General features: G+C 62.9%; 25 protein-coding genes. 11 read left to right on the top strand and 14 right to left on the bottom strand.

Features of this window, described 5'->3' with window-relative positions:
* Positions 1-453: 453 nt before the first annotated feature.
* Complete coding sequence (locus AC5ZG5_RS06665) at positions 454-924, bottom strand: hypothetical protein (RefSeq protein WP_130223382.1); 471 nt, start codon at positions 922-924, stop codon at positions 454-456.
* Positions 925-1,324: 400 nt separating this feature from the next.
* Here AC5ZG5_RS06665 and AC5ZG5_RS06660 point away from each other — a divergent pair, with 400 nt between their 5' ends.
* A complete protein-coding gene (locus tag AC5ZG5_RS06660) occupies positions 1,325-2,350 on the top strand; it encodes a pyridoxal phosphate-dependent aminotransferase (protein ID WP_456641656.1) in 1,026 nt (341 codons plus the stop codon).
* A gap of 9 nt (positions 2,351-2,359) precedes the next feature.
* Here the strand turns inward: AC5ZG5_RS06660 and AC5ZG5_RS06655 are convergent, their stop codons facing one another.
* Genes AC5ZG5_RS06655 through AC5ZG5_RS06630 form a run of 6 tightly spaced genes read right to left on the bottom strand, consistent with a single transcriptional unit; the run spans position 2,360 to position 9,568 of the window.
* Positions 2,360-3,808: an NAD-dependent succinate-semialdehyde dehydrogenase gene (locus AC5ZG5_RS06655; protein ID WP_456641655.1), complete on the bottom strand. Its 1,449-nt coding sequence runs from the start codon at positions 3,806-3,808 to the stop codon at positions 2,360-2,362.
* A gap of 39 nt (positions 3,809-3,847) precedes the next feature.
* Positions 3,848-5,059, bottom strand: coding sequence for an ABC transporter substrate-binding protein (locus AC5ZG5_RS06650; RefSeq protein WP_456641654.1), 1,212 nt, complete (start codon positions 5,057-5,059; stop codon positions 3,848-3,850).
* A 35-nt stretch (positions 5,060-5,094) separates the two neighbouring features.
* On the bottom strand, positions 5,095-5,955 hold the full coding sequence (locus AC5ZG5_RS06645; RefSeq protein WP_456641653.1) for an alpha/beta fold hydrolase: 861 nt from the start codon (positions 5,953-5,955) through the stop codon (positions 5,095-5,097).
* On the bottom strand, positions 5,952-6,317 hold the full coding sequence (locus tag AC5ZG5_RS06640) for a hypothetical protein (RefSeq protein WP_456641652.1): 366 nt from the start codon (positions 6,315-6,317) through the stop codon (positions 5,952-5,954). The genes AC5ZG5_RS06645 and AC5ZG5_RS06640 overlap by 4 nt, the downstream gene beginning before the upstream one ends.
* Positions 6,310-8,400, bottom strand: a complete 2,091-nt coding sequence (locus AC5ZG5_RS06635) for an acetate--CoA ligase family protein (protein WP_456641651.1) — start codon at positions 8,398-8,400, stop codon at positions 6,310-6,312. The genes AC5ZG5_RS06640 and AC5ZG5_RS06635 overlap by 8 nt, the downstream gene beginning before the upstream one ends.
* A 4-nt stretch (positions 8,401-8,404) precedes the next feature.
* Positions 8,405-9,568: an acyl-CoA dehydrogenase family protein gene (locus AC5ZG5_RS06630; protein WP_456641650.1), complete on the bottom strand. Its 1,164-nt coding sequence runs from the start codon at positions 9,566-9,568 to the stop codon at positions 8,405-8,407.
* A gap of 106 nt (positions 9,569-9,674) precedes the next feature.
* Here AC5ZG5_RS06630 and AC5ZG5_RS06625 point away from each other — a divergent pair, with 106 nt between their 5' ends.
* Positions 9,675-10,559 (top strand): LysR substrate-binding domain-containing protein, encoded by an 885-nt coding sequence (locus tag AC5ZG5_RS06625; protein ID WP_035690792.1) that lies wholly within the window; start codon positions 9,675-9,677, stop codon positions 10,557-10,559.
* 13 nt (positions 10,560-10,572) lie between these two features.
* On the opposite strand, the gene AC5ZG5_RS06620 is transcribed toward AC5ZG5_RS06625, so the two are convergent.
* Together AC5ZG5_RS06620 and AC5ZG5_RS06615 are read right to left on the bottom strand one after the other, a co-directional pair.
* Positions 10,573-11,412: a universal stress protein gene (locus tag AC5ZG5_RS06620; RefSeq protein ID WP_456641649.1), complete on the bottom strand. Its 840-nt coding sequence runs from the start codon at positions 11,410-11,412 to the stop codon at positions 10,573-10,575.
* A gap of 141 nt (positions 11,413-11,553) precedes the next feature.
* Positions 11,554-11,739: a hypothetical protein gene (locus tag AC5ZG5_RS06615; protein WP_130223400.1), complete on the bottom strand. Its 186-nt coding sequence runs from the start codon at positions 11,737-11,739 to the stop codon at positions 11,554-11,556.
* Positions 11,740-11,990: 251 nt separating this feature from the next.
* On the opposite strand from AC5ZG5_RS06615, the gene AC5ZG5_RS06610 reads away from it, so the two are divergent.
* From AC5ZG5_RS06610 to AC5ZG5_RS06595, 4 genes are all read left to right on the top strand, one after another.
* Positions 11,991-13,082, top strand: a complete 1,092-nt coding sequence (locus AC5ZG5_RS06610; protein ID WP_456641648.1) for an HlyD family secretion protein — start codon at positions 11,991-11,993, stop codon at positions 13,080-13,082.
* Positions 13,079-15,814: a ribosome-associated ATPase/putative transporter RbbA gene (gene rbbA / locus AC5ZG5_RS06605; protein ID WP_456641647.1), complete on the top strand. Its 2,736-nt coding sequence runs from the start codon at positions 13,079-13,081 to the stop codon at positions 15,812-15,814. Before AC5ZG5_RS06610 ends, rbbA begins: the two co-directional genes overlap by 4 nt.
* Before the next feature lie 4 nt (positions 15,815-15,818).
* The gene (locus tag AC5ZG5_RS06600) at positions 15,819-16,946 is read left to right on the top strand and encodes an ABC transporter permease (protein ID WP_456641646.1); all 1,128 of its coding nucleotides are present in this window, start codon (positions 15,819-15,821) and stop codon (positions 16,944-16,946) included.
* Positions 16,947-17,043: 97 nt separating this feature from the next.
* The gene (locus tag AC5ZG5_RS06595) at positions 17,044-17,385 is read left to right on the top strand and encodes a hypothetical protein (RefSeq protein ID WP_456641645.1); all 342 of its coding nucleotides are present in this window, start codon (positions 17,044-17,046) and stop codon (positions 17,383-17,385) included.
* Positions 17,386-17,394: 9 nt separating this feature from the next.
* On the opposite strand, the gene AC5ZG5_RS06590 is transcribed toward AC5ZG5_RS06595, so the two are convergent.
* Positions 17,395-18,201 (bottom strand): enoyl-CoA hydratase/isomerase family protein, encoded by an 807-nt coding sequence (locus AC5ZG5_RS06590; RefSeq protein ID WP_456641644.1) that lies wholly within the window; start codon positions 18,199-18,201, stop codon positions 17,395-17,397.
* Positions 18,202-18,282: 81 nt separating this feature from the next.
* Between AC5ZG5_RS06590 and nthA the strand changes: the two genes are divergently transcribed.
* The 3 genes from nthA to AC5ZG5_RS06575 are packed head-to-tail and all read left to right on the top strand — an operon-like array spanning position 18,283 to position 19,939.
* On the top strand, positions 18,283-18,903 hold the full coding sequence (gene nthA / locus AC5ZG5_RS06585; protein ID WP_456641688.1) for a nitrile hydratase subunit alpha: 621 nt from the start codon (positions 18,283-18,285) through the stop codon (positions 18,901-18,903).
* Positions 18,900-19,559: a nitrile hydratase subunit beta gene (gene nthB, locus AC5ZG5_RS06580; protein WP_456641643.1), complete on the top strand. Its 660-nt coding sequence runs from the start codon at positions 18,900-18,902 to the stop codon at positions 19,557-19,559. The genes nthA and nthB overlap by 4 nt, the downstream gene beginning before the upstream one ends.
* Positions 19,559-19,939 (top strand): nitrile hydratase accessory protein, encoded by a 381-nt coding sequence (locus tag AC5ZG5_RS06575; RefSeq protein WP_456641642.1) that lies wholly within the window; start codon positions 19,559-19,561, stop codon positions 19,937-19,939. The genes nthB and AC5ZG5_RS06575 overlap by 1 nt, the downstream gene beginning before the upstream one ends.
* Here the strand turns inward: AC5ZG5_RS06575 and queC are convergent.
* Entirely contained in the window at positions 19,936-20,652 is a 717-nt protein-coding gene (gene queC, locus AC5ZG5_RS06570; protein WP_456641641.1) for a 7-cyano-7-deazaguanine synthase QueC, read from the bottom strand. The genes AC5ZG5_RS06575 and queC overlap by 4 nt on opposite strands.
* Here queC and AC5ZG5_RS06565 point away from each other — a divergent pair.
* Complete coding sequence (locus tag AC5ZG5_RS06565; RefSeq protein WP_456641691.1) at positions 20,651-20,851, top strand: hypothetical protein; 201 nt, start codon at positions 20,651-20,653, stop codon at positions 20,849-20,851. The genes queC and AC5ZG5_RS06565 overlap by 2 nt on opposite strands.
* Before the next feature lie 111 nt (positions 20,852-20,962).
* Here the strand turns inward: AC5ZG5_RS06565 and AC5ZG5_RS06560 are convergent, their stop codons facing one another.
* Positions 20,963-21,250, bottom strand: coding sequence for a hypothetical protein (locus AC5ZG5_RS06560; RefSeq protein ID WP_456671163.1), 288 nt, complete (start codon positions 21,248-21,250; stop codon positions 20,963-20,965).
* 121 nt (positions 21,251-21,371) lie between these two features.
* Here AC5ZG5_RS06560 and mazG point away from each other — a divergent pair, with 121 nt between their 5' ends.
* On the top strand, positions 21,372-22,202 hold the full coding sequence (gene mazG / locus AC5ZG5_RS06555; RefSeq protein WP_456641687.1) for a nucleoside triphosphate pyrophosphohydrolase: 831 nt from the start codon (positions 21,372-21,374) through the stop codon (positions 22,200-22,202).
* Positions 22,203-22,280: 78 nt separating this feature from the next.
* Here the strand turns inward: mazG and hflX are convergent, their stop codons facing one another.
* Complete coding sequence (gene hflX, locus AC5ZG5_RS06550; RefSeq protein WP_456641639.1) at positions 22,281-23,663, bottom strand: GTPase HflX; 1,383 nt, start codon at positions 23,661-23,663, stop codon at positions 22,281-22,283.
* An 11-nt stretch (positions 23,664-23,674) separates the two neighbouring features.
* Positions 23,675-23,923 (bottom strand): RNA chaperone Hfq, encoded by a 249-nt coding sequence (gene hfq / locus AC5ZG5_RS06545; protein WP_027578348.1) that lies wholly within the window; start codon positions 23,921-23,923, stop codon positions 23,675-23,677.
* Between the last annotated feature and the right edge of the window lie 81 nt (positions 23,924-24,004).

The following is a 24,004-nucleotide window of genomic DNA, read 5'->3' as shown; positions in this document are numbered from 1 at the left end:
ACCGATCGTCCAAGGCTGGCAGTCGGCACCAAATCCGGTACGATCGCATTCAAGTACGCGTCGGTGAGCGCGAGCATCATCGCACCGTCCCTCGCCAAATACAACTCAAGGAGCAATTGTCCCCCAGGCTGACGACCGGGGTCGATACAGCCGACAGCACGCGAGCGGATACCGAGCGATATCGGGTGCAACGCGTCGACGAACTTCTCGTTCGTAAGATCCGAAGACCCCACGATGCAACGAACGCTCACCAAGGCAACGTATCTAGCCGTGTAGTGAGCTTTCTACCTCTCGCTTGCATCGCAGCTCGCCGAGCTTCTTGGTCGATTGACACGCCTTGACACGTCAGCAACGCTTACCTAGCGCCAACGCGCTCGGTTCGCATCACCCTCGCCTTCCTCTCGTTGTGCTGCACGAGAGCGAGACAGTATTCCGCAACGCGCGCCGCTCGACCTATCTGCCGGTTCCATCATTTAGCTGGATGGTGATCACATCCATCGGTCGCCAGTACGTATCAAAGCCATCGCTGTAGTCTTGGCGAACCGTGCCTATGTTGAGTTTGCACTGGCCCGTCTGCCGAAAGATCGGCCGCACAAGTCCATCTTCCACCCAGGCGCACACGTGCTTGCCAAGGCGGATTGCACCTAACGAACGATCGTAGACAAGGCCAGCAACTCTAATCTTGTAGCTGTTGTATGGTTTGCATTCGGACGCTGCCCAATCTCCATTAACGTATTTATCGCATAAGGTCGCTGATACCCACGCGCGATTTAGATCAGGGTTGGAACGGAATTCCAGGAAGGCTGCGCCGTTTGGCGTGCGCCAGACACTAGGAACTTTCGCAACAAAAACGGATTTGGAATGCGCCGTCACAGGTACGGCCAGCAGGAAAATCGTCGACAGTAACACAACCACTGTCTTCATTCTTGCCTCCTCTTGCATGTGCTCAACGTCGAATGTTCGCAGCAGTGTGCACCGGAGAAAAATAAACTCACCGTTTGTATTCGCCGATGTGTGTCGATTTTCGTTCGATCCGAAAATCCTTTCGTTGTCGGTCCCGACAATGAGAGTGTCGCGCGGAGAGAAGTCCGAACCGTATCCGAGATCAAGACTGTAGACAACGTAAGTTCACCGCGCGTAACAATCGCGCGACGGTGCAGTCTGACGTGTTCTCGATCGTCCCGTTGGTCGCTTATAGTTGGTGGTGACCGGCGCAACTTTGCGACCGCTATCGACCGTAAGGAGCAGCACCCTGACGGAGCTTTCTCGACGCGATTGGCTGCTGATCAGTGCGGCCGCAACCAGCAGTCTTTTGTATCCAGCCATGGCCAATGCATCGAAACAAGATCGAATTCGCCTCTCCTTGAATGAAAATCCGTTCGGTCCCTCGCCCCGGGCGGTGGAGGCGATCAAGGCCCACCTGACCGGTCTCAGCCGCTATACCGGCGACGAACTCACCGAGCTGACGCGGACGATTGCCGCGCACGAGAATGTTGCTGCCGAGCAGGTCGTACTCGGCGAGATTCTCGACGTGCTCGGCCTGTATCTGTCGGCCCGCGGCGGTACGGGCGGCGAGTTCATCTATTCCGAGCCCGGCTATACTGCGCTGGTCGATGCCGTCTCGCCCGCCGGCGGCATCGTGGTCGGCGTTCCCCTCAACGACCGACTCGAGAACGACCTTCCCGCCATCGCCGGCAAGGTCAATGGACGGACACGCGCAGTCTATCTCGTCAATCCGCATAATCCGAGCGGCACGGTGAGCGAGGCGGCGCAGTTCATCGAATTCGTGCACGATCTCTCCAAGCGCACGCTCGTCATCGTCGATGAGGCCTATCTCGAATTCACGCCGGATTTCGAGAAGCGAACCGTCGCCGGCCTCGTTCGCAACGGCGATCAGGTCGCCGTCTTCAGGACATTCGCGAAAATCTACGGGCTCGCCAGCCTTGCCATCGGCTACACGCTGGCGCCCGCCGAGTTGGCCAAGTCGGTGAAGCAGCTCGGCATCGGCGCATTTTTCGGCCTCAATCGGCTCAGCCTCGTCGCCGCGAACGCCAGTCTGAAAGATGCAGACTATGTGCCGTCAGTTCGCGCGAAGGTCACGGTCGAGCGCGATGCCTGGTACGAGCTGTTCCGGCAACGAAAGGTTCGCTTCACGGAATCGCAGGGCAATTTCGTGTTCTTCAACTCCGGCCGGCCGCAACAAGCCATTGCGTCCGCGCTCGCAGCACAAGGCATCGACATCGGTCGTAGTTATCCACCGCTCGATACCTGGGTGCGCATTTCGATCGGCCTGCCGGAGGAAAACGCGATCGCCCGGCGGGCTGTCGCGGACCTGTTGCGCGCGACCTGAGCCGCGCCGTTACGACGGCGGCCTATGCTCACTCACATATTTGATGTTCTGAAAGGCCTGCAGCCCTTCGACCCCGCCTTCCGAGCCGACGCCGCTGTCCTTGTAGCCCCCGAACGGCGTCTCCGGTAGCGATGCCTGCCAGTGGTTCACGATGACGTTGCCGGCCTCGATGCCGTCGATCATGGCGCCGGCATTGCGCATGCCGTTGGTCATCACATAAGACGCAAGTCCGAACGGAAGCCGGTTGCAGAGACGGATGGCGTCTTCCGCCGTGTCGAACGCAGTTGTCGCGGCGATCGGGCCGAACGGCTCCACGTTCGAGACCAGGCAATCCTCATCGACATTCGCGATCAAGGTCGGGCTGTAGAAGCAGCCTTTGCCTCCGATCCGCTTGCCGCCGACCGGAACCGCGATCTGTCGCGAGCGGGCATCATCCAGGAAACGGTCCATCGCCTCCAACCGGCGGGCATTGGCCAGCGGGCCCATTCTCGTCGCCGGATCGAGGCCGTTTCCGACCTTGATGGCTCTTGCGAGCTCGGCGAAACGCGCGACAAAGCGATCGTGGATCGCGCGATGCACGTAGAACCGCGTCGGTGACGTGCACACTTGCCCCGCATTGCGGTATTTCGCCGTTACCGCGGAGAGTGCCACGGCCTCGGGATCGACATCTTCGAAAATCACCACGGGTGCGTGACCGCCGAGTTCCAGGGTCATTCGCTTCATGCCCTGCACCGCCAGCGATGCGAGCTGTTTCCCGACCGAGGTCGAGCCCGTGAAGGTGATGCCGCGAATGATCGGAGAGCCGATCAATTTCGCCGATATCTCCGCGGGATTGCCGAACACGACGTTCAGCACCCCATCCGGCAGACCGCTCTCCTGCAGCAGTGCGGCAATGGCAAGTGCGGTCGCCGGCGTTTCTTCCGACGCCTTGATGATCACGGAGCAACCAGCGGCGAGCGCACCGCTGATCTTCCGCGACGGCGTAATTGCCGGCGCATTCCAGGACGCGAAAGCGGCGATGGGACCGATCGGTTCGCGCAAAGCGAACTGCATGGCCCCTCGCGTTCGCGGCGGAATGACCCGCCCGTAGGCGCGTCGCCCCTCCTCTGCATTCCAGCTGAAGATTCCCGCGGCCTGCTCGACTTCGGCCTTTGCTTCGGCGATCGGTTTGCCGAGCTCCAGCGTGATCAGCGTCGCGATCTGGTCCCGCCGCTCGAGCATCAGGGCGGACGCGTGCTGCAACACCCGCGCCCGCTCGACCGGAGACGTGCGCCGCCACCGCTCGAAACCTGCGGCCGCGGCATCCAAGGCTTCGTCCAGATCGGCCACGGTCGCATGCGGGAGCTCGGCGAGGACACCTCCCGTCGCCGGATCGTAGACCGGCTCACCCTTTCGCGCGTCAAGGCCGATCCATCGGCCGCCGACGAACAGCCTCAGTTCAGGATAGTCCACTGCCATACGGACGCTCTCGTGCTTGCGTGTTGACCGGGAGTGACCTCATTTCTCCGTGAGCAGGGGGCAGTTACCGTCCTTCAAGGAACGAAACGCCTTGTCGCCCGAAACGGTGGCGAGGACCTTGTAGTAGTCCCACGGATACTTCGAATCCGACGGTTGCTTCACCTGCAGAAGGTACATGTCGCGCAGCACACGGCCATCCTCGCGGATGGTGCCGTTCACCGTGTAGAAATCGTTGATGGGCGTCTTGCGCATCTGTTGTGCGACGACCGTTCCTTCATCGCTCTTGGTTGCCTCCACTGCCTTGAGGTAATGCGTCACGGCACCGTAGACGGCGGCCTGAAGGCTGCCGGGCGCCTTGCCATTGAAGCGCTCCATGAAGCGCTTGCTCCATGCGCGGGTCTTGTCGTTGAGGTCCCAATAGAAGCTGTCGGCAAACATCAGGCCCTTGGCGCTGTTGAGACCGAGGGCGTGAATGTCGGGAAGGTTCACGAGCAAGGCCGCGATATTCTGGCCGCCATCGGTCAGACCGAACTCATTGGCCTGCTTGAGCGAGTTCATCATGTCTGCTCCCGCATTTGCGAGGCCGACCATCTGGGCCTTCGATGCCTGCGCCTGCAGCAGGTACGAGGAGAAGTCGGACGTATTGAGCGGGGCTCGGGCCGACCCGAGCACCTGGCCCCCGTTCGCGGTGACCACCTTGGCCGCCTCCGCTTCCAAGGCATGCCCGAAACTGTAGTCTGCGGTCAGGAAGTACCAGCTCTTCAGACCCCTATGCACCAGCGGTGCGGTCGCGACATTGGCAAGTGCGTAGTTGTCATACGCCCAATGGATGCCGACCGGTGAGCAGGCCTTGCCCGTGAGGTCGGGCGTCCCGGGGCCGGTCGCCAGCAGGACCTTGTTCTTGTCGCGCGAGAGCTGCTGAACAGCGAGCGCGACCGCCGAGGACACGACCTCGGTAATGGTGTCGACTCCCTCGGTGTCGTACCAGCGCCGTGCAATGCCGAGCCCGATGTCCGCCTTGTTCTGATGGTCGGCAGACACGACCTCGACCGGAACGCCCGCGACCTTGCCGCCGAAATCCTCAACCGCCATTTTCGCGGCAAGCACCGCACCTGCGCCGACATTGTCGGCGTACGGACCCGACATGTCCGTGAGCACGCCGATTTTCACGACTCCGCCCGAAATCTCGGCCGCAGCCGGCGTGGCCGCCAGAGCAGCCGACACAGCCAGCACGATGGAACGAAGATTCATTTGCCCTTGTCCTCCCCTTTAGTTGAAAATTGCAATTACCGTTTGCCGGCCGTCCGGCTGATCTCCTCGAGCACCGGCAGCAGGTAACCAATGAACGCCTGAGGGTCCTCGCTCATCGGAAAATGGCCGAGGCCTTTCATGATGGTGGCTTGGGCACCCTTCACGCTTGCAGCAACAGCCATCGTTTCCTCGGGCGTGCACGAATAGTCGTACTCGCCGGAAAGCAGGAACAGCGGACAACGCGCTGTATCGATCTGCGCGACGCGCTGGCGGATGTCGCCATCAATCTTGTAGAAATGCAGGTCGCCCTTGAAGACACCGGGACCACCCTGCATGTAGTGCCACAGCGTTTCCCAACGCTCCTTGACCGGCGCCTTCGGTCCGACCAGGCCGGAGACGATCGCCGCGCACACTTCGCCGCCATGCACATCGGGCCGGTGCAGGAAGTTGAGATCATAGTAGGGGTCGACGTGAGCGCCCGCCTGCAGACCGATAATCGCGCGGAAGCGATCGGGGTGCTCCAGCGCCAGATGCAGCACGATGCGTCCGCCGATCGAGCATCCCATCACGATGGGCTTGTCCAGCTCGAGCGCCTGCATGATCTCGAGGATCATCGTGGTGTATTGCTGCGAAGTGAGCTGATATTCCTCGTCGTGCCAACCCGCGGGCGGTGACGACTTCCCGTGCCAGGGCATATCGAAAGCGATCACCCGATGACGGGCAATGATGTCCTTGTGATTCATCAGCGCCCGATATTGCCGGCCATCCGAACCGGCCGTGTGCAGGCACAATAGCGGCACGCCCTGCCCGGCCTCCTCGACATAAAGGCGGTGCGGCCGGCCCAGCAGTTGAAGATTCATGTAGCGGCCGACGATCGGTTCAAAGCTCGCGCTCATGCTGCAACTCCCGCCCGCAGCTTGGCGAGGCTTTCCTTGAAGTAACGAAGGTTCGCCATGAAGATTTGGAGGTTTCCCTCAGCCTTCAGGACGCGGCGCTTGATCAGCGCCATCAGGTCATGCGAACCGGGCTGCGGATCAGCCTGCCAGAACCTCGCCCACTCCTCCTGCGGCGCGCGCAGCGCGAACGACCACGACGGCATCACGAACGGCCCTCGCGTCACCGACGAAACCTGTCCTTCCACGATGTTTACCAGCCACTGCGTCGAGCCGACCTCGAGCAGGAAGTTGGTCGAGAGGAAACGGCCGCGGCGAACCAGGCCGGCGTCGGCGTTTACACGCTCTTTCAATTGCTCAATCATCACGATCTCCCTGTTGTGCGAGTTGCACCAGCGCGTCGATCGCGAGGACACCCTCTCCTTTTGGACGGACGATGAGGGGATTGATTTCTGCGTCGATCACGCCGCGCTCGCTATATTCGGCAAGTTTCGAGAATGCGACAATAGCGCGGGCCAGTGTCTCCAGATCACCGACCGGCCGGTTGCGAAAGCCCTGGAAGATGCGGGAGATGCTCAGCTCCTCGATCATCTCGCGCGCGCCAGCGAGGTCGACCGGCGCAAGGCGAATGCTGCGATCGCGATAGATCTCCGTGTAAATGCCGCCGGCTGCGAGCAGCACGATCGGCCCAGCGTCCGGGTCACGCCGATACCCGAGCAAGACCTCGCCGAGACCCGAGGTCATGGGCTGGACGAGGACATGGCGCAGCGCAATCCCGGGGCAGTTCGCGGCCACAGAGGCGGCGATGCGCAGGATCGCGGCCTTGAGCTCCTCCGCGTTGGTCACGTTGAGCGCGACGCCGCCGACATTCGTCTTGTGTGCGATCTCTGCGGAGAGCGCCTTGACCGCGACGGGATAGGAGAACGGCAGATCCAGCTTCGATCCGTCAGCCGGAAGCGACACGCTCGGCGCATGGTCTATTCCGAGGCCTGCGAGCAGCACATAGGCTTCGAGTTCGTCGAGCTGTCGCGTGCCGGACGAGAGTGGAGCGGCCGGCGGCGCCGGGCGCGGCCTGCGCCTCTTGTAGGCTGCCGCGATCGCGTCGGCGCATGCTTCCGGAGTCCTGAAGTTCGGCACATCGGCTTGCCCAAGCAGACGTAATGCGTCCGGCGCATCCGGCACCAGGAATGCGGCAAGCGGCTTTCCGGATGCCGCGCTGTCGATCACGGGCCTTACCGCGAGCTCGGGCTGAAACCGCGCCGAAGATCCCGTGACCGCGACCACCATGTCGAATTCAGGTGCCGCCAGCATCGCCTCGAGCGAAGCCTTCATGACGTCATAGCGCGTTCCGGCAAGCGTCAGATCGACGATCCGCTCGTGCTGCACGGCGACGCCCGCAGCGCCAATGGCGGCGAAGGTCTCTTTCGAAGGTGTGACGACCTCAATTCCCCTGCCCGCCAGACCGTCCACCACCATCGCCGCGCCGCCACCGGTGGTGGTGAGGATGCCGACCCGAGGGCTTCGGCCCGTGGTTGCGCCGAGGGCAACGCGTTCGAGCAACGGCAACACTTCGAGCAGCGTTTCGAAATTCTCGACCCGCGCGATGCCGCAATCGGCCAGGAAAGCGTCGGCGACGTCATCCTCGCCGGCGAGCGCGCCGGTATGCGACAGCGCCAATTCCGCCGCCACTGGCGAACGCCCGAGCGTGTAGGCTGCGATCGGCTTGCCGCGCGCCGCCGCGCCGAGCGCGAATTCTCTGAGATCGTCGGCGTGCCGCAGGCTTTCGAGAAACAGCATGTAGCTGGTGATCTTGGGATCATCGAGCGTCGCCGCGCATATCTCGCCGAGACTGAGGTCGATTTCGTTGCCGACCGACACCAGGCCCGCAAAGCCTACGCCGCGTGCCTTGCCGCGCGATATCAATCCGCCAAGCATGCTGCCGCTGTGGGAGGCGACGAAGGTGCCGCCAACCGGAAGATCCGGCTCCGCAAAGGCGGCGTTGGCTGTGAGGATCGTGCGGTGGTGCAGGTTGATGGCGCCAAGGCTCGACGGCCCCAGGATGCGCAGCCGCGAATCCCTGCACAGCGATTTGAGGCGCGCGACCCGCGCAGGTCCCGCATTGCGATCTTCGGAGAATCCTGTCGCCAGGATCGTCGCCACGGGCACACCCAGGCGCGCGCATTCCTCGACCGCCTGCAGGGCCTGCTCCGTCGGCGTCAGGATGAAGGCATGATCCGGGACGGCGGGCAGCTCGGACAATGACGGCCATGCCTGCTCGCCCGCGATTTGCGCGCGACGAGGATTGATAGGATAGATCGTGCCTTCGTATCCAGCCTGCCTCAGATAGCGCAGCGGCCGCGACGACGTCTTGGTGCTGTCGTCGGAGGCGCCGATCAGCGCGATGCTTCTGGGCGCGAGCAGCGGTTGAACGAAGCCGGTGTCCGCCATCGCCCTACTCGGCCGCGCGAACCTGGACGCCGCGCTGATCGAAACGCCGCTCGAAGACATCCTCGGCAATCCGGTTCTTGAGGATCTCGATCGAGCCGCCGGCGATCATCCAGCCGCGCGTGCGCCGCATGCAGTACTCCGCCAACCCTTCCGTGCTGTAGCCGAGACCGCCCATGATCTGCACCGCTTCGTTGGCGGCATCGAAACCCGCCTGATTGCAGGCCAGCTTCGCCATGGCGGTGTGGTACGCCGAGGGCAAGCCTTCCTTGACGCTGGCAGCGCGGTAGAGCAGCAATTGCGCGGAATCGAGCTTGGTCGCCATGTCCGCAAACTTCCACTGCAGGCCCTGGAATTCGCACAACAGCCGTCCGAACTGGCGGCGCACCAGCGCGTGTTCCCGCGCCAGATTGAAGGCATAGCGGCCAAGCGCGAGCGAGCGCGACGAATTGCCGAGCCGTTCAACGTTGAAGCCCGATATCTGCTTCTTGAAGCCGCCGGGGCCGAGCAGAACGTTGCTCTTGTGAACCCGGCAGTTCTCGAAATACAGCGGGCTCCACTCTTCTCCGCTCATGAACGAGGACGCCTTGCCGACCGTGAAACCCGGCGTTCCACGCTCCACCAGCACTGAGCCGATGCCTCCGACGCCTGGCCCGAAGCGCAGGTAGACCAGGAACAGGTTGGCATCCGGGCTGTGGGTTCCGAACACCTTGCTACCGTCGATCACATAGTGATCGCCATCGGCCTTTGCGGCGGTCTTCATCTCGGTCGCGGCGGAACCTGCGTCCGGCTCGCTCATGCCGAGGCTGATAACGGCCCGGCCTCCGAGCAGGTCGGGCAGATAGCGGGCCTTCTGCTCGGCGCTGGCATATTCCACGAAGGTGCGGATCGGCCCGAAATTGCCGGCCTGTACCACATCGGCGCTGCGGGGACAGACGGAGGCAATCTGTTCGATCGCGATCACGGAATCCAAGAGCGTTCCACCCTGACCGCCGTCTGCCGGGTCAAAGGCGATGCCGAGCAGCCCCTGATCCGCCAGCAGCCGCGCCACATCGAACGGAAACCGCGGGTCATGCGCGCGGGCAAGCGCGCCCTCGGTAAGATTGCCCTCGGCAAAACGGCGCACCGAGTCCGCGAACATCTGCTGCTCTTCTGAGAGACTGAAATCCATCTGCACCGGGCCAGGAAGAACGATACTGACGCCTGTTTTCCAGCCAAAGCATTGCCCGGCAACTGAACATAGATTATAAGGTCATGATATTTTGTTATGGCCACAAATGCTCCCGCCGCTCAATCCGCTGCACGTGTTTGAAGTAACGGCCCGCCTGCAAAGTTTCACCCGGGCGGCGGAAGATTTGCGCGTGTCGCAACCTGCCGTGAGCCGCCAGATCCAGACGCTGGAGAATTTTTTCGGCTTTCGGCTGTTTGAGCGCGACAAGCTCGGCATCAGGCTGACGCCGGAGGGCGAGGAGCTGCAGCGTCAGATTTCGCCGGCGTTTCGCGTTATCGAAACAGTCACGCAGCGGCTGGTCGCGAGCGGAAAATCGGAGCCGTTGCGACTGCGGGTCTACACGACCTTCGCGGCAAAATGGCTGATTGAGCGTTTGCCTTCATTCTACGCCGCCTATCCCGGCATTAGGCTCAGCATCAGCAATGCGGTGGCGCCGGTCGATTTCGAGAAGGAGAAGGTCGACCTCGCAATCCAGTTCGGCGGCGGCAAATGGCCGGGCGTTGAAAGCGAGCTGCTGTTCCGCGACCTTCTGCAGCCGGTTTGCAGCCCCACCTTGCGGCGCAAGGCGAACCTGCATTCGATCGACGACCTGAAGCGGGTGCCGATGCTGCACTCGCATTATCGGCGGACAGACTGGGCGGACTGGCTGATGGCCTGCAATCGTCTCGATCTCTTGAATGACGCAGGCATCTCGTTTCCGAGCTCGGTGCTGACCTATCAGGCCGCGACCGAAGGGGTCGGCGTGGCGATAGGACAGCTCCACCTCCTCCGCAACGAATTGCGCGACGGCTCGCTCGTGACGCTGTTCGAACAACCGCTCGAACGCCCGTTGGCGCACTATGCGGTCTGGCCGAAAAACCGCCCCCTGCCGAAAAAGGCGCGCAGCTTTCTCGCCTGGCTGAGAAGCCGCATGAGCGATTTTCAGCGGTAGCCCGCCGGGTCTCTCAATGCGCGATCAACAATGGAACGGTCGCGTCCCGCAACAGGGCGCGGGTCACGCCGCCGAAGATCATCTGGGTCGCTCGCGCGTGGCTGTAAGCACCGACCACGATCAGGTCGCCGGTGTGGCGGCCGGCAAAACCAAGGATGGCATCGGCGACCGAAGCGCCGTTGGAGTGGATCCGCTCAACGGTCACCTTTACGCCATGGCGAGACAGATACAGCCCGACATCGGCGCCGGGCTCTTCGCCATGCCGGGCATTCTTGTGCGAATCCACCAGGAGAACAGTCACCGACTGCGCGGCTGCAAGCAGCGGAAGAGCATCCTTGATGGCACGGCGCGCCTCACGGCTGGCGTTCCAGGCGACCACGATGTGCTCGGCCGCGGTGCCACTCCAATGCTCAGGCAACAGGAGAATGGGTACACCGGTCGCAAGCAGCAGGGATTCCGCCGACCACTCCTGCGGCAGGCCGCCTGACCGTGGACTGCCGACGATCACCAGATCGGAATGCAGCGCGTTCAGGGCGGACGCCTCATTGGCTTCACCGGGAGGGATGCAACGAAACTCGCAACTGATGTCCTCGCGGGTGGAGACAGTCGCGAAGCTTTGGCTCGCGGCCTTTGTCGCAGCCAGTTCGCTTGCCGTATGGCGCTGAATGAGTTCGCGAACCGCGGCCTGCCCTCGGACGAAGGATTCGGACGGATTGCCGTCCCAGCCGAATGGCACCACGAAGATCCCGACCAGATGGGCGCGGTGACGGAATGCGAGTTTGACGGCATAGTCGGCACGCGCCTCGCCGGCAGGCGACGGATCGAAGAAGACGGCTATCGTTCTCAGCGGCACGGAAAACTCCCCAGCGAATTGTTGAAAACACGTAGCGCGCAGCAAGACGACAGCGATTGACGTGGATCAATCGCACCGGGTTGAACGCCGGGAGCAGCCGATCACCAATTCTAACTGACGTCACCCGCAACCGTCCCCGCTTCAATCTTGCCAGGGAGGCGTTCTCTCGTCGCGCTCATGGAGGAGGTCCAGCGCTTCTCGAACTTCGTCGTCTTCCAGACAATCGAGAACCCTGCTTCCCTCCTCTGCCTGCTGTTTTTTGGTCTGGAGACTTTTTGGGGTACCGATCCCGGGTTCGGTGGTAACCACGTTCTTCTTGTCGGCCATGGACCTGTCCTCGGTGATCAGAAAGCGAGCGCGCCGTCTCGCTGCGCAATTGGACAGAGCATGGGGCATTCGCGGCGGTGCGGGTTGAGCGAAATCAACTTTGTCGCGCGCATTGATGTGCCGGTCGCTCGGAACCTACTTGGAACACGGCTCACGGGACCGGCGTTCGGCAGAATTTGCGTTACGTCAACAGCCCGCGGATGCGGCGGTGCAAGATTGCAGACAAGCTCTGCAACCAAAGGCACTGACCGATGCAAGATCAAATCGAAGAGATCAAAGGAGGCGCGCAAGCCGGCGATGCGTCTCATTCGCCCGCGCCTGCGCCCGCCTCGCATCTGCCTGTGCCGGTCCGCCCAAGCGGCAAACGGCGCGGTTTGCGGATCACGGTGGCGCTCCTCCTCGCTGCGCTCGGCGCCGGTGGCGGCGGCTATTACATCTGGAAGCAAATGCATCCGCCGCTGCCTGTCGGCATCAGCGTCGGCAACGGCCGTATCGAAGCCGATGAAATCGACATCAGCACCAAATATGCCGGACGCGTGTACGAGCTACTCGCCGATATCGGCGACATGGTTGCGCCCGGACAGATCGTGGCGCGGATGGATACCCGCGATCTCGAGCAATCGCTTTCTAAGTCGGTTGCGCAGGGCCGGCAGGCGCAGCGCGCCATCGAGGAAGCCGAGGCCGTGCTGACCCAGCAGCAGGCGCAGAAGACCCTCGCCGAGCAGGAAAACCAACGGACGGAATACCTCCATAAGAACGGCTGGGCGACCAAGGAATTGCTGGACCAGCGCAAGCAGCAGCTCGACGCGGCCACCGGCGCGCTCGCTGCGGCGCAGGCAAGGGTGCTCGAATCCCAACATGCGCTGGAGGCCGCCCAGCACGATGCCGGTCTCTACAGGGTGCAGATCGCCGACAACACTCTGGTGGCGCCGAAGGCGGGCCGGATCCAGTACCGCCTTACCAATATCGGCGAAGTCCTCGCGGCCGGCGGCAAGGTCTTCACGATGCTGGATCTGACCTATGTCTACATGGACCTCTATTTGCCGACGACGGAAGCCGGCAAGGTGAAGGTCGGCGCTGACGCACGCATCGTTCTCGACGCCTACCCCGATCATCCGATCCCCGCGAAGGTCTCGTTCGTCGCGAGCCAGGCGCAGTTCACGCCCAAGACGGTCGAGACCAAGACCGAGCGCGACAAGCTGATGTTCCGCATTCGGGTCCGCATCGACGCGGAACGCCTGCTTGCGCATGCGGACGCGGTCAGAAGTGGCCTTCCCGGTGTCGCCTATGTCCGCCGGGATTCCGCGGTTGCATGGCCGACGACGCTGCAGGCTGAGCCATGAACGGCAGCGACGATCCGGTCGCCGTCGTTCGAGCCCTCTCCCATCGTTACGGTTCGGTGACGGCGCTCGACTGCATATCGGCCGACATTCCCGCCGGACGCCTGGTTGGCCTGATCGGACCCGACGGCGTCGGCAAATCCTCCCTGCTCGCGATCCTCGCCGGCGCGCGGAAGATCCAGGAGGGTGCGGTCGCCGTGCTCGGCACCGACATCTCCAAGGCCGCCGAGCGCGCCCTGATCTGTCCGCGCATCGCCTACATGCCGCAAGGGCTGGGCAAGAATCTCTATCCCGACCTGAGCGTTAAGGAGAATGTCGAGTTCTTCGCCCGGCTGTTCGAGCAGTCGCGCAAGGAGCGCGAGTGGCGCATCAATGAGCTCCTGGAAAGCACCGGGCTTGCGCCGTTCGCCGACCGGCCGGCCAGCAAGCTGTCGGGCGGCATGCGGCAGAAGCTCGGGCTGTGCTGCTCGCTGATCCATGATCCCGATCTCCTGATCCTGGACGAGCCCACAACCGGCGTCGATCCGCTGTCGCGCCGCCAGTTCTGGGATCTCATCGACCGTATCAGGGGCCGCACGGCGAAAATGAGCGTGCTCGTCGCAACCGCCTATATGGAAGAGGCCGAGCGTTTCGACTGGCTGATGGCGATGAACGAGGGAAAGATTCTCGCGACCGGCTCGCCGTCCGACCTCAAACAGCAAACCGGCACCGACTCGATCGAAGACGCCTTCGTTGCCCTGCTCCCGCAGCGACAGCGTGCCGGCAACGAAAAGCCGATCGGTCCACCGCTCGACGGTCACGCCGAGCCCGTCATTGTCGCCAAGGACCTGACCTGCCGGTTCGGCGACTTCACCGCCGTCGACCGTGTGAATTTCACGATCCGCCGCGGCGAGATCTTTGGCTTTGTCGGCTCGAACGGATCGGGCAAGACGACCACGATGAAGATGCTCACCGGGCTGCTGCCGCCGTCCGAGGGCGAGGCGCTGATCTTCGGCGAAGTGCTGCGCGCCGGCGACCTCGAAGCACGCCGCCGCGTCGGCTACATGTCGCAATCCTTCTCCCTCTACGGGGAACTCACGGTCCGTCAGAACCTCGTCCTGCACGCGCGGCTGTTTCACCTGTCTCTGGCGTTTGCGGAGGCACGCATCGCGGAGCTGATCGAGAAATGCGACCTCGCCGACTATCTCGATGACCTCGCCTCTTCGCTCCCGCTCGGAATCAGGCAGCGGTTGTCGCTTGCGGTCGCCGTCGTCCATAAGCCGGACCTCTTGATCCTGGACGAGGCGACCTCCGGCGTCGACCCGTTGGCGCGCGACCAGTTCTGGCAGCTTCTGATCGACCTGTCGCGCAATCAAGGGATGACCATTTTCGTCTCGACGCATTTCATGAACGAGGCGGCGCGCTGTGATCGGCTGTCGCTGATGCACGAAGGACGCGTGCTTGCCTCCGACACGCCGGCCGGATTGATCAAGGCGAGAAACGCCAAGAGCCTGGAGGATGCGTTCATCAGCTTCCTCGAACGGGAAACGCCGGGCACGGCATCCACCGTGACTCTCGATCAGCCGCAAGCCGAACCGGACAAGACCGCCGGCCGCGAAAGCAGACGCTCCTTTTTCAGCTTTCGGCGGCTGTTCGCCTATACGATCCGCGAGGGGCTCGAGCTGATGCGCGATCGTATCCGGCTGATGTTCGCCTTGTTCGGCACTGCGCTCCTGATGATCGTGTTCGGCTTCGGCATTTCGGCCGACGTCAACAATCTCAGCTTTGCCGTGCTCGATCGCGACCAAACGCCCGAAAGCCGTGCCTATCTGTCGGAGCTGAGAGGATCGCCCTATTTCCTCGAAAAGCCTCCGCTGACCGACTATGCCGATCTCGATCGTCGCCTGAAGAACGGCGACATCTCGGCCAGCATCGAGATTCCTCCAAACTTCGGCCTCGACATCAAGCGCGGGCGGCCCGCCTACGTATCCGCGTGGATCGACGGCGCCATGCCGTTCCGCGCCGCAACCATTCGGGGTTACCTGCAGGGGATGCACCAGCTCTATCTGAGCGATCCCGTGCTGAACACGACGCAGGCGGCAAGGCCCCTTCCCGCCAATATCGAGGTCCGGTTCAAGTACAATCAGGATTTTGACAGCATCTACGCCATGGTGCCTTCGACCCTCGCGATGATGCTCGCGCTGTTCCCGGCCATCCTGATGGCGCTTGCGGTCGTTCGCGAGAAAGAGCTCGGCTCGATCACCAACCTTTACGTTACGCCGGTGACGCGGCTGGAATTCCTCGTCGGCAAACAGCTTCCTTACGTCGCCGTCGCGCTGATCAATTTCATTATCATGTTCGCGATGGCGGTCTTCATCTTCAACGTGCCGCTGAAGGGCAGCTTTGTGGCGCTGCTGGCCGGCACGGTCATCTACGTCTTCACGACGACCGGCTACGGCATGCTGATCTCGACCTTCTGCACGACCCAGATCGCCGCGCTGTTCGGCACCGCGATCCTCACCATCCTGCCAGCCCAGCAGTTCTCGGGCATGATGACGCCCGTCTCTTCGCTTTCCGGTTCGGCGCAGCTTATCGGCCTTTGCTTTCCGATGAGCTATTACCGCCCGATCAGCGTCGGCGCCTTCACCAAGGGCCTGGGCCTTGCCGATCTCGGTTCGAGCATCCTCATGCTGCTCGTCTTCGTCCCCGTGCTGACGGCGCTGAGCATGATGCTGCTCCCCAAGCAGGAGCGCTGAGACGATGCGCTCCCTCTCCAACATCGTCTGGCTCGGCACCAAGGAGCTGCGCAGCTTTTTCAGCGACTGGGTGCTGCTCGGGTTCGTGATCTACTCATTCTCGCTTGCCGTCATCAGCCAGGCGCAAAGCAATTCACAGGAAGTGTTTCATGCCTCGATCGGGCTGGTCGACGAAGACCATTCGGAATTGTCCCGCCGGATCACGCATGCGTTCCTGATGCCCTATTTCAAGGAGCCGGTGGCGATCGCGCAAGCCGATATCGAACATCTGATGGATACCGGCAAATACACTTTCGTCATCGATATTCCCCCCAACTTCCAACGCGACGTCTTGGCGGGCCGCCAGCCCGGACTGCAGATCAACGTCGACGCCACCGCGATGATCCAGGCCGGCCTGGGATCGGGCTACGCGCAACAGATCATCAATACCGAGATTGCTCAGTTCGTGTCGCAGGTGGAACGCGTGCCGGAATCGCCAGTCAACCTGGCGGTCAGGATCGCGTTCAATCCCAACGTGATGACGGCCTGGTTCTCCAGCGTCATGGGCATCATCTCGAGCGTCACCATGCTCGCGATCATCCTCGCCGGTGCAGCGTTGGTACGCGAGCGTGAGCATGGCACGATGGACCATCTCCTGGTGATGCCGCTGAGCCCGTTCGAGATCGCGATGTCGAAAATCTGGGCCAACGGGTTCGTCATTGCGGTCGCGGTCGGCCTGTCGCTCTATCTGGTGGTCCGCTTGCTGCTGCAGATCCCGATTGCCGGCTCGATCCCGCTCTTCATGTTTGGAGCGATCCTCTATCTGTTCTTCGCGACCGCGATCGGGCTGTTCCTGGGCACTGTTGCGCGGTCGATGCCGCAGCTCGGCCTGCTCTACATGCTGGTCGCCGTTCCCATGAACGTCCTGTCCGGCGGCGCCACGCCGCTGGAGAGCATGCCGCCCTGGCTTGCGACAGTGATGCAGGCGTCGCCCTCGACCCACTTCGTGTCCTTCGCGCAGGCGATCCTCTATCGCGGCGCCGGGCTCGATGTGGTGTGGCCGCAATTCCTTGCCGTCGCCGGCATCGCCTCGCTGTTCCTGGTGCTGTCGCTGCTGCGTTTCCGGTCCACGCTCAGCTCGGCCTCGAACTAGTCATAACGATCACGTTCACGTGCTCGGCCGCCGGCTTGATCTTCGTCAACATCGAACGAGCTTGTCTAATGATGATTGGTGCGACCGGAGGTCGAACATGCGCAAATTCATCATTTTTGCCGCGCTCGGCGCGGCCGCTTCAATTGCAGCATCACACGATGTGCGCGCGGCGGACGCGGTGCCGAAATTTGACATCGCCAAAATCTGCAAAGCAGAGACGGCTGAGACGGTAGGGATCGGAGAGACCCTGGCGTCCTGCACGAAGGCCGAAGAGCAGGCGCGGACGCAAGTGGCTGGGCAGTGGAGCAAGTTCACGGCGAAGGACAAGGCGGCATGCATCAGCGAGTCCAGCATCGACGGCGCGCCGAGCTATGTCGAGCTCCAGACCTGCCTCGAAATGGCCGCTGACGCGCATGCTACGACGGCAGCGCGAAAGTAGCCCGAAGCGCTATCGCCCCCTGAACCGCGGTTTCCGCCGTTCCAGGAAGGCCGCCACGCCCTCTTTGTGATCCTCGGTCACGTTTGCCAGCGCGAACTGATCGACATCCATATGGCTAGCCAGATCATCGAGCGCGTGCGCGAGGCGGTTGACCGTGAGCTTTGTCATGGCGACCGAGATCGGCGGCTGCGCCGCGATCTTTGTCGCAAGCGTCATGGCGGCCTCAAACGCCTTGCCGGGCTCGGCCACCTGCTCCACCAATCCCCATTCATAGGCCTCCGCGGCGGAGATGCGGTCGTCGGCGAGGATTACGGCCTGCTTGGTCCGTGCCGGTCCCATCAGATGCAGCATGCGCGGCACGCTCTGCCAGCTCATGTTCATGCCGAGCCCGATCTCGGGCACGCGCATATGGGCATCGCGCGCCATGACGCGGAAGTCGAGCGCAACCGCCAGCGCCACGCCACCGCCGATGCAAAAGCCCTCGATTGCGCCGATCGTGACCTGTTCCATGTCCTGCCAGGCCCGCGTCAGCCGCGGCCCCAGTTTCAGATGCCGGCGCAGCGTGCCGATGTCCATGGTGCGACGCGAACGGCCTTCGGCGTCCTTGAGATCGAAGCCGGCGCTGAAGGATTTTGCGCCGCCGGTGAGCACGACGACGGACGTCGCGCCGTCATCCTCGAAGCTGCGGGCCGCATCGGTGAGCTGGCGCAGCGCTTCCGGCGACAGCGCATTGATGCCGTCCCCGCGATCGAAGCGGACGACCGCGATCCGGCCTTCAGGGCCTAGGCCTTTTTCGATCTTTACGTATTCCGCCACGATTGCCTCCCTGTCATGGTCGAAATGCTAGCAGACTCTATGCCTCGACATCCCCCGGATTCTTCGCCTATCCTCGCCGCCATGAGCGATCATCATCACGACCACGATCATTCGGAACTGTCCGAGACCGAGCTGCGCGTGCGCGCGCTCGAAACGATCTTGACCGAGAAGGGCTATGTCGAGCCGGCCGCGCTCGACGCCATCATTCAGGCCTATGAGACCCGGATCGGCCCGCACAACGGTGCGCGGGTCGTCGCCAAAGCCTGGACAGATCCGTCGTTCAAGCAGGCGCTGCTGGAGGACGGCAGCAAGGCCGTCGGCACGCTCGGCCATGTCAGCCGCGTCGGCGACCATCTCGTCGTGGTCGAGAACACGCCGCAGCGCCACAACATGGTCGTGTGCACTTTGTGCTCCTGCTACCCCTGGGAAATGCTCGGCCTGCCGCCGGTCTGGTACAAGGCCGCGCCCTACCGTTCGCGCGCGGTGAAAGACCCGCGCGGCGTGCTCGCCGATTTCGGCGTGACGCTGCCGAAGGAGACCGAAATCCGGGTGTGGGACTCGACCGCCGAGACGCGCTTCCTGGTGCTGCCGATGCGGCCCGAAGGCACCGAGGGCTGGAGCGAGGCGCAGCTTGCGGACCTCGTGACACGCGATTCCATGATCGGCACCGGGTTCCCGAAGCGGCCGGGAGCGCCATCATGAACGGCGTGCACGACATGGGCGGCATGGACGGGTTCGGCAAGGTCGAGCCCGAGCCGAACGAGCCGATGTTCCATGCCGCATGGGAAGCGCGGGTGATGGCGATGGTGCGCGCGATGGGCGCGGCCGGCGCCTTCAACATCGACACCTCGCGCTATTATCGCGAAGCCTTGCCGCCGCACGTCTATCTTGCCAGTTCCTATTATAAGAAGTGGCTGCTCGGGCTCGAGGACCTTTTGCTGGACAAGGGGTTCATCGCAAAGGAGGACGTCGACACGGGCCATGCCGCGGAGCCGCCAAAGCCGCTCAAGCATGGCAAATTCGAGCTCGATGACGTCGAGCGCGTGATGGTACGCGGCAAGTTCGGCCGCGCGGCGCCGGCGCCCGCAAAGTTCAAGGCAGGCGACAGGGTGCGCGCGAAGAACATCCACCCCCTCACGCACACGCGGCTGCCCCGCTATGTGCGCGGCCATGTCGGCGTGGTCGAGCGCGACCATGGCTGTCACGTGTTTCCGGACTCCGCCGCAATGGAAGCCGGCGAGAACCCGCAGTGGCTCTACACCGTGGTGTTCGACGGGACCGAATTGTGGGGCCCGGAGTCCGATCCGACCGTCAAGATTTCGGTCGACGCCTTCGAGCCATATCTGGAGCGTGCCTGATGGACAGCGCCGCAGCCGCGCGCGGCACCGCCGCCGTCCCGAGCATCCCGCGCGACGATGAAGGCCCGGTGTTCCGCGAACCCTGGGAAGCGCAGGCCTTTGCGATGGCGCTAACGCTGCACGAGCGCGGCTTGTTCACCTGGAACGAATGGGCCGCAGCCCTCGCCGACCAGATCAAGCGCGCACAGGCGGAAGGCGATCCCGACACCGGCGAGACTTATTATCGCCACTGGCTCGCGACGCTGGAACATCTCGTCGCCGAAAAAGGCGTCGCTACCACCGAGACCCTGCACCGCTACCGCAACGCCTGGGACCACGCCGCCGACCGCACCCCGCACGGCAAACCGATCGAACTGCGGCCGGAGGATTTTGCGGGCTAACGCCCGGCCGCCGTGTATTCCCGCCATCCCCTCTCCCGCAGCGTACACGCCGGGCATTCGCCGCAGCCGTAGCCCCAGTCGTGCGGCGCGCCGCGGTCGCCGAGATAGCAGGTATGGGAATGCTCGCGGATCAGGTCGACCAGGCCGGTGCCGCCGAGTTCATGAGCGAGATTCCAGGTTTCGGCCTTGCTCAGCCACATCAGCGGCGTGTGCAGTTCGAAATCCTTGGCCATGCCGAGGCTGAGCGCCGACTGCAGTGCCTTGATGGTCTCGTTGCGGCAATCGGGATAACCGGAATAGTCAGTCTCGCACATGCCACCGATGATGTGGCGGATGCCGCGGCGGTAGGCCAGCGCGGCTGCGAAGGTGAGGAATACGAGGTTGCGGCCGGGCACGAAAGTATTGGGCAAGCCGTCCGCGCCCATCGCGATCGCGACGTCACGTGTTAGCGCGGTGTCGGAAATTTCGGCGAGCGTCGGGATTTCCAGCGTGTGACTCTCGCCCAGCTTTGAAGCCCAGTCCGGCCGCAGCGCCTTGATGCCGGAGATCAGCCCCTCCCGGCATTCGAGTTCGATCGCGTGGCGCTGCCCATAGGCAAAACCGAGCATTTCGACGCGCGCAAAATGCTTGAGCGCCCAGGCAAGGCAGGTGGTGGAATCCTGCCCGCCGGAGAACAGCACCAGCGCGGTTTCGGACGACAAATCTTCGCTCATGGCGCGCGCTTTAGCACCGCCAGCGATGGCGGCCAACCGGTGGAAATCGGCATATTTCAGCGTGTTCCGCTGGGATCGGCCGGTCGCTTACGGCATAAAGCGGGACAACCAGAATTCTGGTGGCCGCATGACCCCTTCCCGCGACATTTCACGCCTCATCGAGATCATGGCCGCCTTGCGCACGCCGGTGACCGGCTGACCCTGGGACGTCCAATATACATTTGGCAGTGCGCCCCCAATGAAAAAGCCGCCCGGAGGCGGCTGTCATCTGGACGATCAACTCGTCACGCCACTTTCGACTACGAGTGTCCTAAGTTGAATTCGGGAGTGTCCTGATCTGTTGACGAAGCCACGGTACGTCATCGAACGCAGCTTGCTCCGCCTCACGGGCGGATGCGAAAAGGCCGGATATCTCGGTCGGCGACCAGTAGACGCCTTCGTACTCGTCCCCCTGAATCTCAGCCTCGCCTCTGTATTCGTAGAACCCATCATGACGTGCAAGGATATAGATCCTCGCCTTGCCATCGGCTCGGTCAATCACCTTGATGCTTTTTGCATGCGTCCACATTGGCTTCCGGAAAGTTGGCGGCTTCTTCATATCATGCAACGCCTGCATGTGTGCTGTTTTAGTCCGTCCGTACCCCTCCCATTAGCGGCAGTGCATACGCTTGCGATTGAATCTCGCTATCGGGTCAACTAGTTGGATGAATTGCATGACAATAACACCCTCCCGCGACATTTCACGCCTCATCGAGATCATGGCCGCCTTGCGCACGCCGGTGACCGGCTGTCCCTGGGACCTCGAGCAGAACTTTGCGACCATCGCCCCTTACACGATCGAGGAAGCCCATGAGGTGGTGGATGCCATCACCCGCGGCGATCTCGACGATCTCAGGGAAGAACTCGGCGATCTGCTGCTGCAGGTCGTGTTCCACGCCCGCATGGCGGAGGAGCAGAACGCCTTTGCGTTCGGCGACGTTGTGGAGGCGATCACCAGGAAGATGATCCGGCGGCATCCGCACGTGTTCGCCGACAAGGACGGCAATCTCGCCCCCTCCCACGTCAAGGAAGTCTGGGATCGCATCAAGGCCGAGGAGAAGGCCGAGCGTGCAGCGCGCCGGCCGCCGGAAGAGGCCGGGCACAAATCGTTGCTGTCCGGCGTCAAGGCCGGCCAGCCTGCCCTCACGCGCGCGATGGAGCTGCAGCGCAAGGCCTCGACCGTCGGCTTTGACTGGAACGATCCGCGCGCGGTGTTGAAGAAGATCCGTGAGGAAGCCGACGAGATCGAGGCGGCCCTTGACGGTGCCGATGCCGATGAACTGGCGGAAGAAACCGGCGACCTGCTGTTCGCGGTGGTCAATCTCGCGCGGCACGTCGGCGCCGATCCGGAAACCGCACTCCGCGGCACCAACGCCAAATTCGAGCGCCGCTTCGCCTATATCGAGCGCGCGTTAGAGGCGAAGGGGCGTTCGCTGCAAGACGCATCTCTCGAAGAGATGGATGCGCTGTGGAACGAAGCGAAAGGTGCCCGTAGCCCGGATGGAGCGTAAGCGAAATCCGGGGTTCTTGCGTTTGGCTCGACCGGTCCCGGATTGCGCTGCGCTCCATCCGGGCTACGGGGCTTCCGCTCACATCACATGCGGCACGGCATCGAAGCGTGACACGACGATATCGCGCTTCGTCTCGTCGACGCGCACGGTCATATCAAAGCGGCCGTCATGCAGCTTCTTGTCAAGCACTTCGGAATTGCGGTGCAGCCAGCTAATGCCGGCGCCGTCGGAGGCATCGATCGACAGGTCCAGCGTCATGCGCTTTGCCGCCAGCCGATCCTCGATCGCGGCGAGCAGTTCGTCGACGCCCTCCCCGCTCCAGGCGGAGACCAGGAAGGCCGGCCGCTCCGGCGGACGGCGGGCGGCGATGTTGCGCAAATTCGCGCGCTCCTCGGGATCGAAGCAGTCGATCTTGTTCCAGACTTCGATGATGCGCTGGCCGCCGTCGGCATCGGGATCGATCCCGAGCTGGCGCAGCACCGCCTCGACGTCGCGCTCCTGGGCCTCGGCATCGTCATGCGAGATGTCGCGGACGTGGAGGATGAGATCGGCTTCCAGCACCTCTTCCAGCGTGGCGCGGAATGCCGCGACGAGCTGCGTCGGCAGGTTGGAGATGAAGCCGACGGTATCAGACAGCATCGCCTTGCCACCATGCGGCAGATGCAGCGCACGGAGCGTCGGATCGAGCGTCGCGAACAGCATATCGGCGGCCTGGACATCGGCACGGGTCAGCCGGTTGAACAGCGTCGACTTGCCCGCATTGGTGTAGCCAACCAGCGCCACCACGCGGTACGGTACACGCTGGCGGCCGGCGCGGTGCAATCGCCGCGTCGCCTGAACCTTCTTCAGCTCGCTTTCGAGCTTGGTGATGCGCTCGCTGATCAGCCGCCGGTCGGCCTCGATCTGGGTTTCGCCGGGGCCGCCCATGAAGCCGAAGCCGCCGCGCTGACGCTCCAGATGGGTCCATGACCGCACCAGCCGGCTGCGCTGGTAATTGAGATGCGCGAGCTCGACCTGCAGCGCGCCTTCCCTGGTCTTGGCGCGGCGGCCAAATATCTCCAGGATCAGGCCGGTGCGGTCGAGCACCTTGGTGTTCCAGGCCTTCTCGAGGTTGCGCTGCTGGATCGGCGACAGCGCGCAATCCATCACTACGAGCTCGATATTGTGCCCGGCGACGAGGCCGGTGATTTCCTCGACCTTGCCCTTGCCGAGATAGGTCGCCGGCCTGATCTGGCTGACCGGGGCAATCACGCTGTCGATCACCGTGAGGTCGATGGCGCGGGCAAGCCCGGCCGCTTCCTCGATCCGGCCCTCGAAATCGCGGACAGAGGCCTCCGCATGCGCCTCGGCCTCGCCGCGGCGCATGCGCATGTACGGGCCGACGACAATCACCCGGCCCGTCTCAACTCCCTCCGCCGACCGTGGCCGGTCGGCGGCCCCTTCACGATTACGGGGCTCCAATCAGTTCACTCTCACCCCTGTGTATCTTCACCGCCTTCAAACAACTGGATCGGTGCGCCCGGCATGATGGTCGAGATCGCGTGCTTGTAGACAAGCTGCGAATGACCGTCGCGCCGGAGTAAAAGGCAGAAATTGTCAAACCAGGTGACAATGCCCTGCAGTTTAACGCCATTCACCAGAAAGATCGTCAGTGGCGTCTTGGTCTTACGAACATGATTTAGGAAGGTGTCTTGTAGATTTTGAGCGCGGTCTGCCGCCATTTTTGTTGTCCCGCCGTCTTGTGGTTCTTCTTATTGGAATGTTGGAACCGGTTGGAGCCCTCTGACGGAGCCTTTCCCCGG

This window comes from Bradyrhizobium sp. Ses1 (assembly GCF_059512365.1).
The sequence above is the reverse complement of the archived record's forward strand: the minus strand, read 5'-3'. Positions and strand labels throughout refer to the sequence as shown.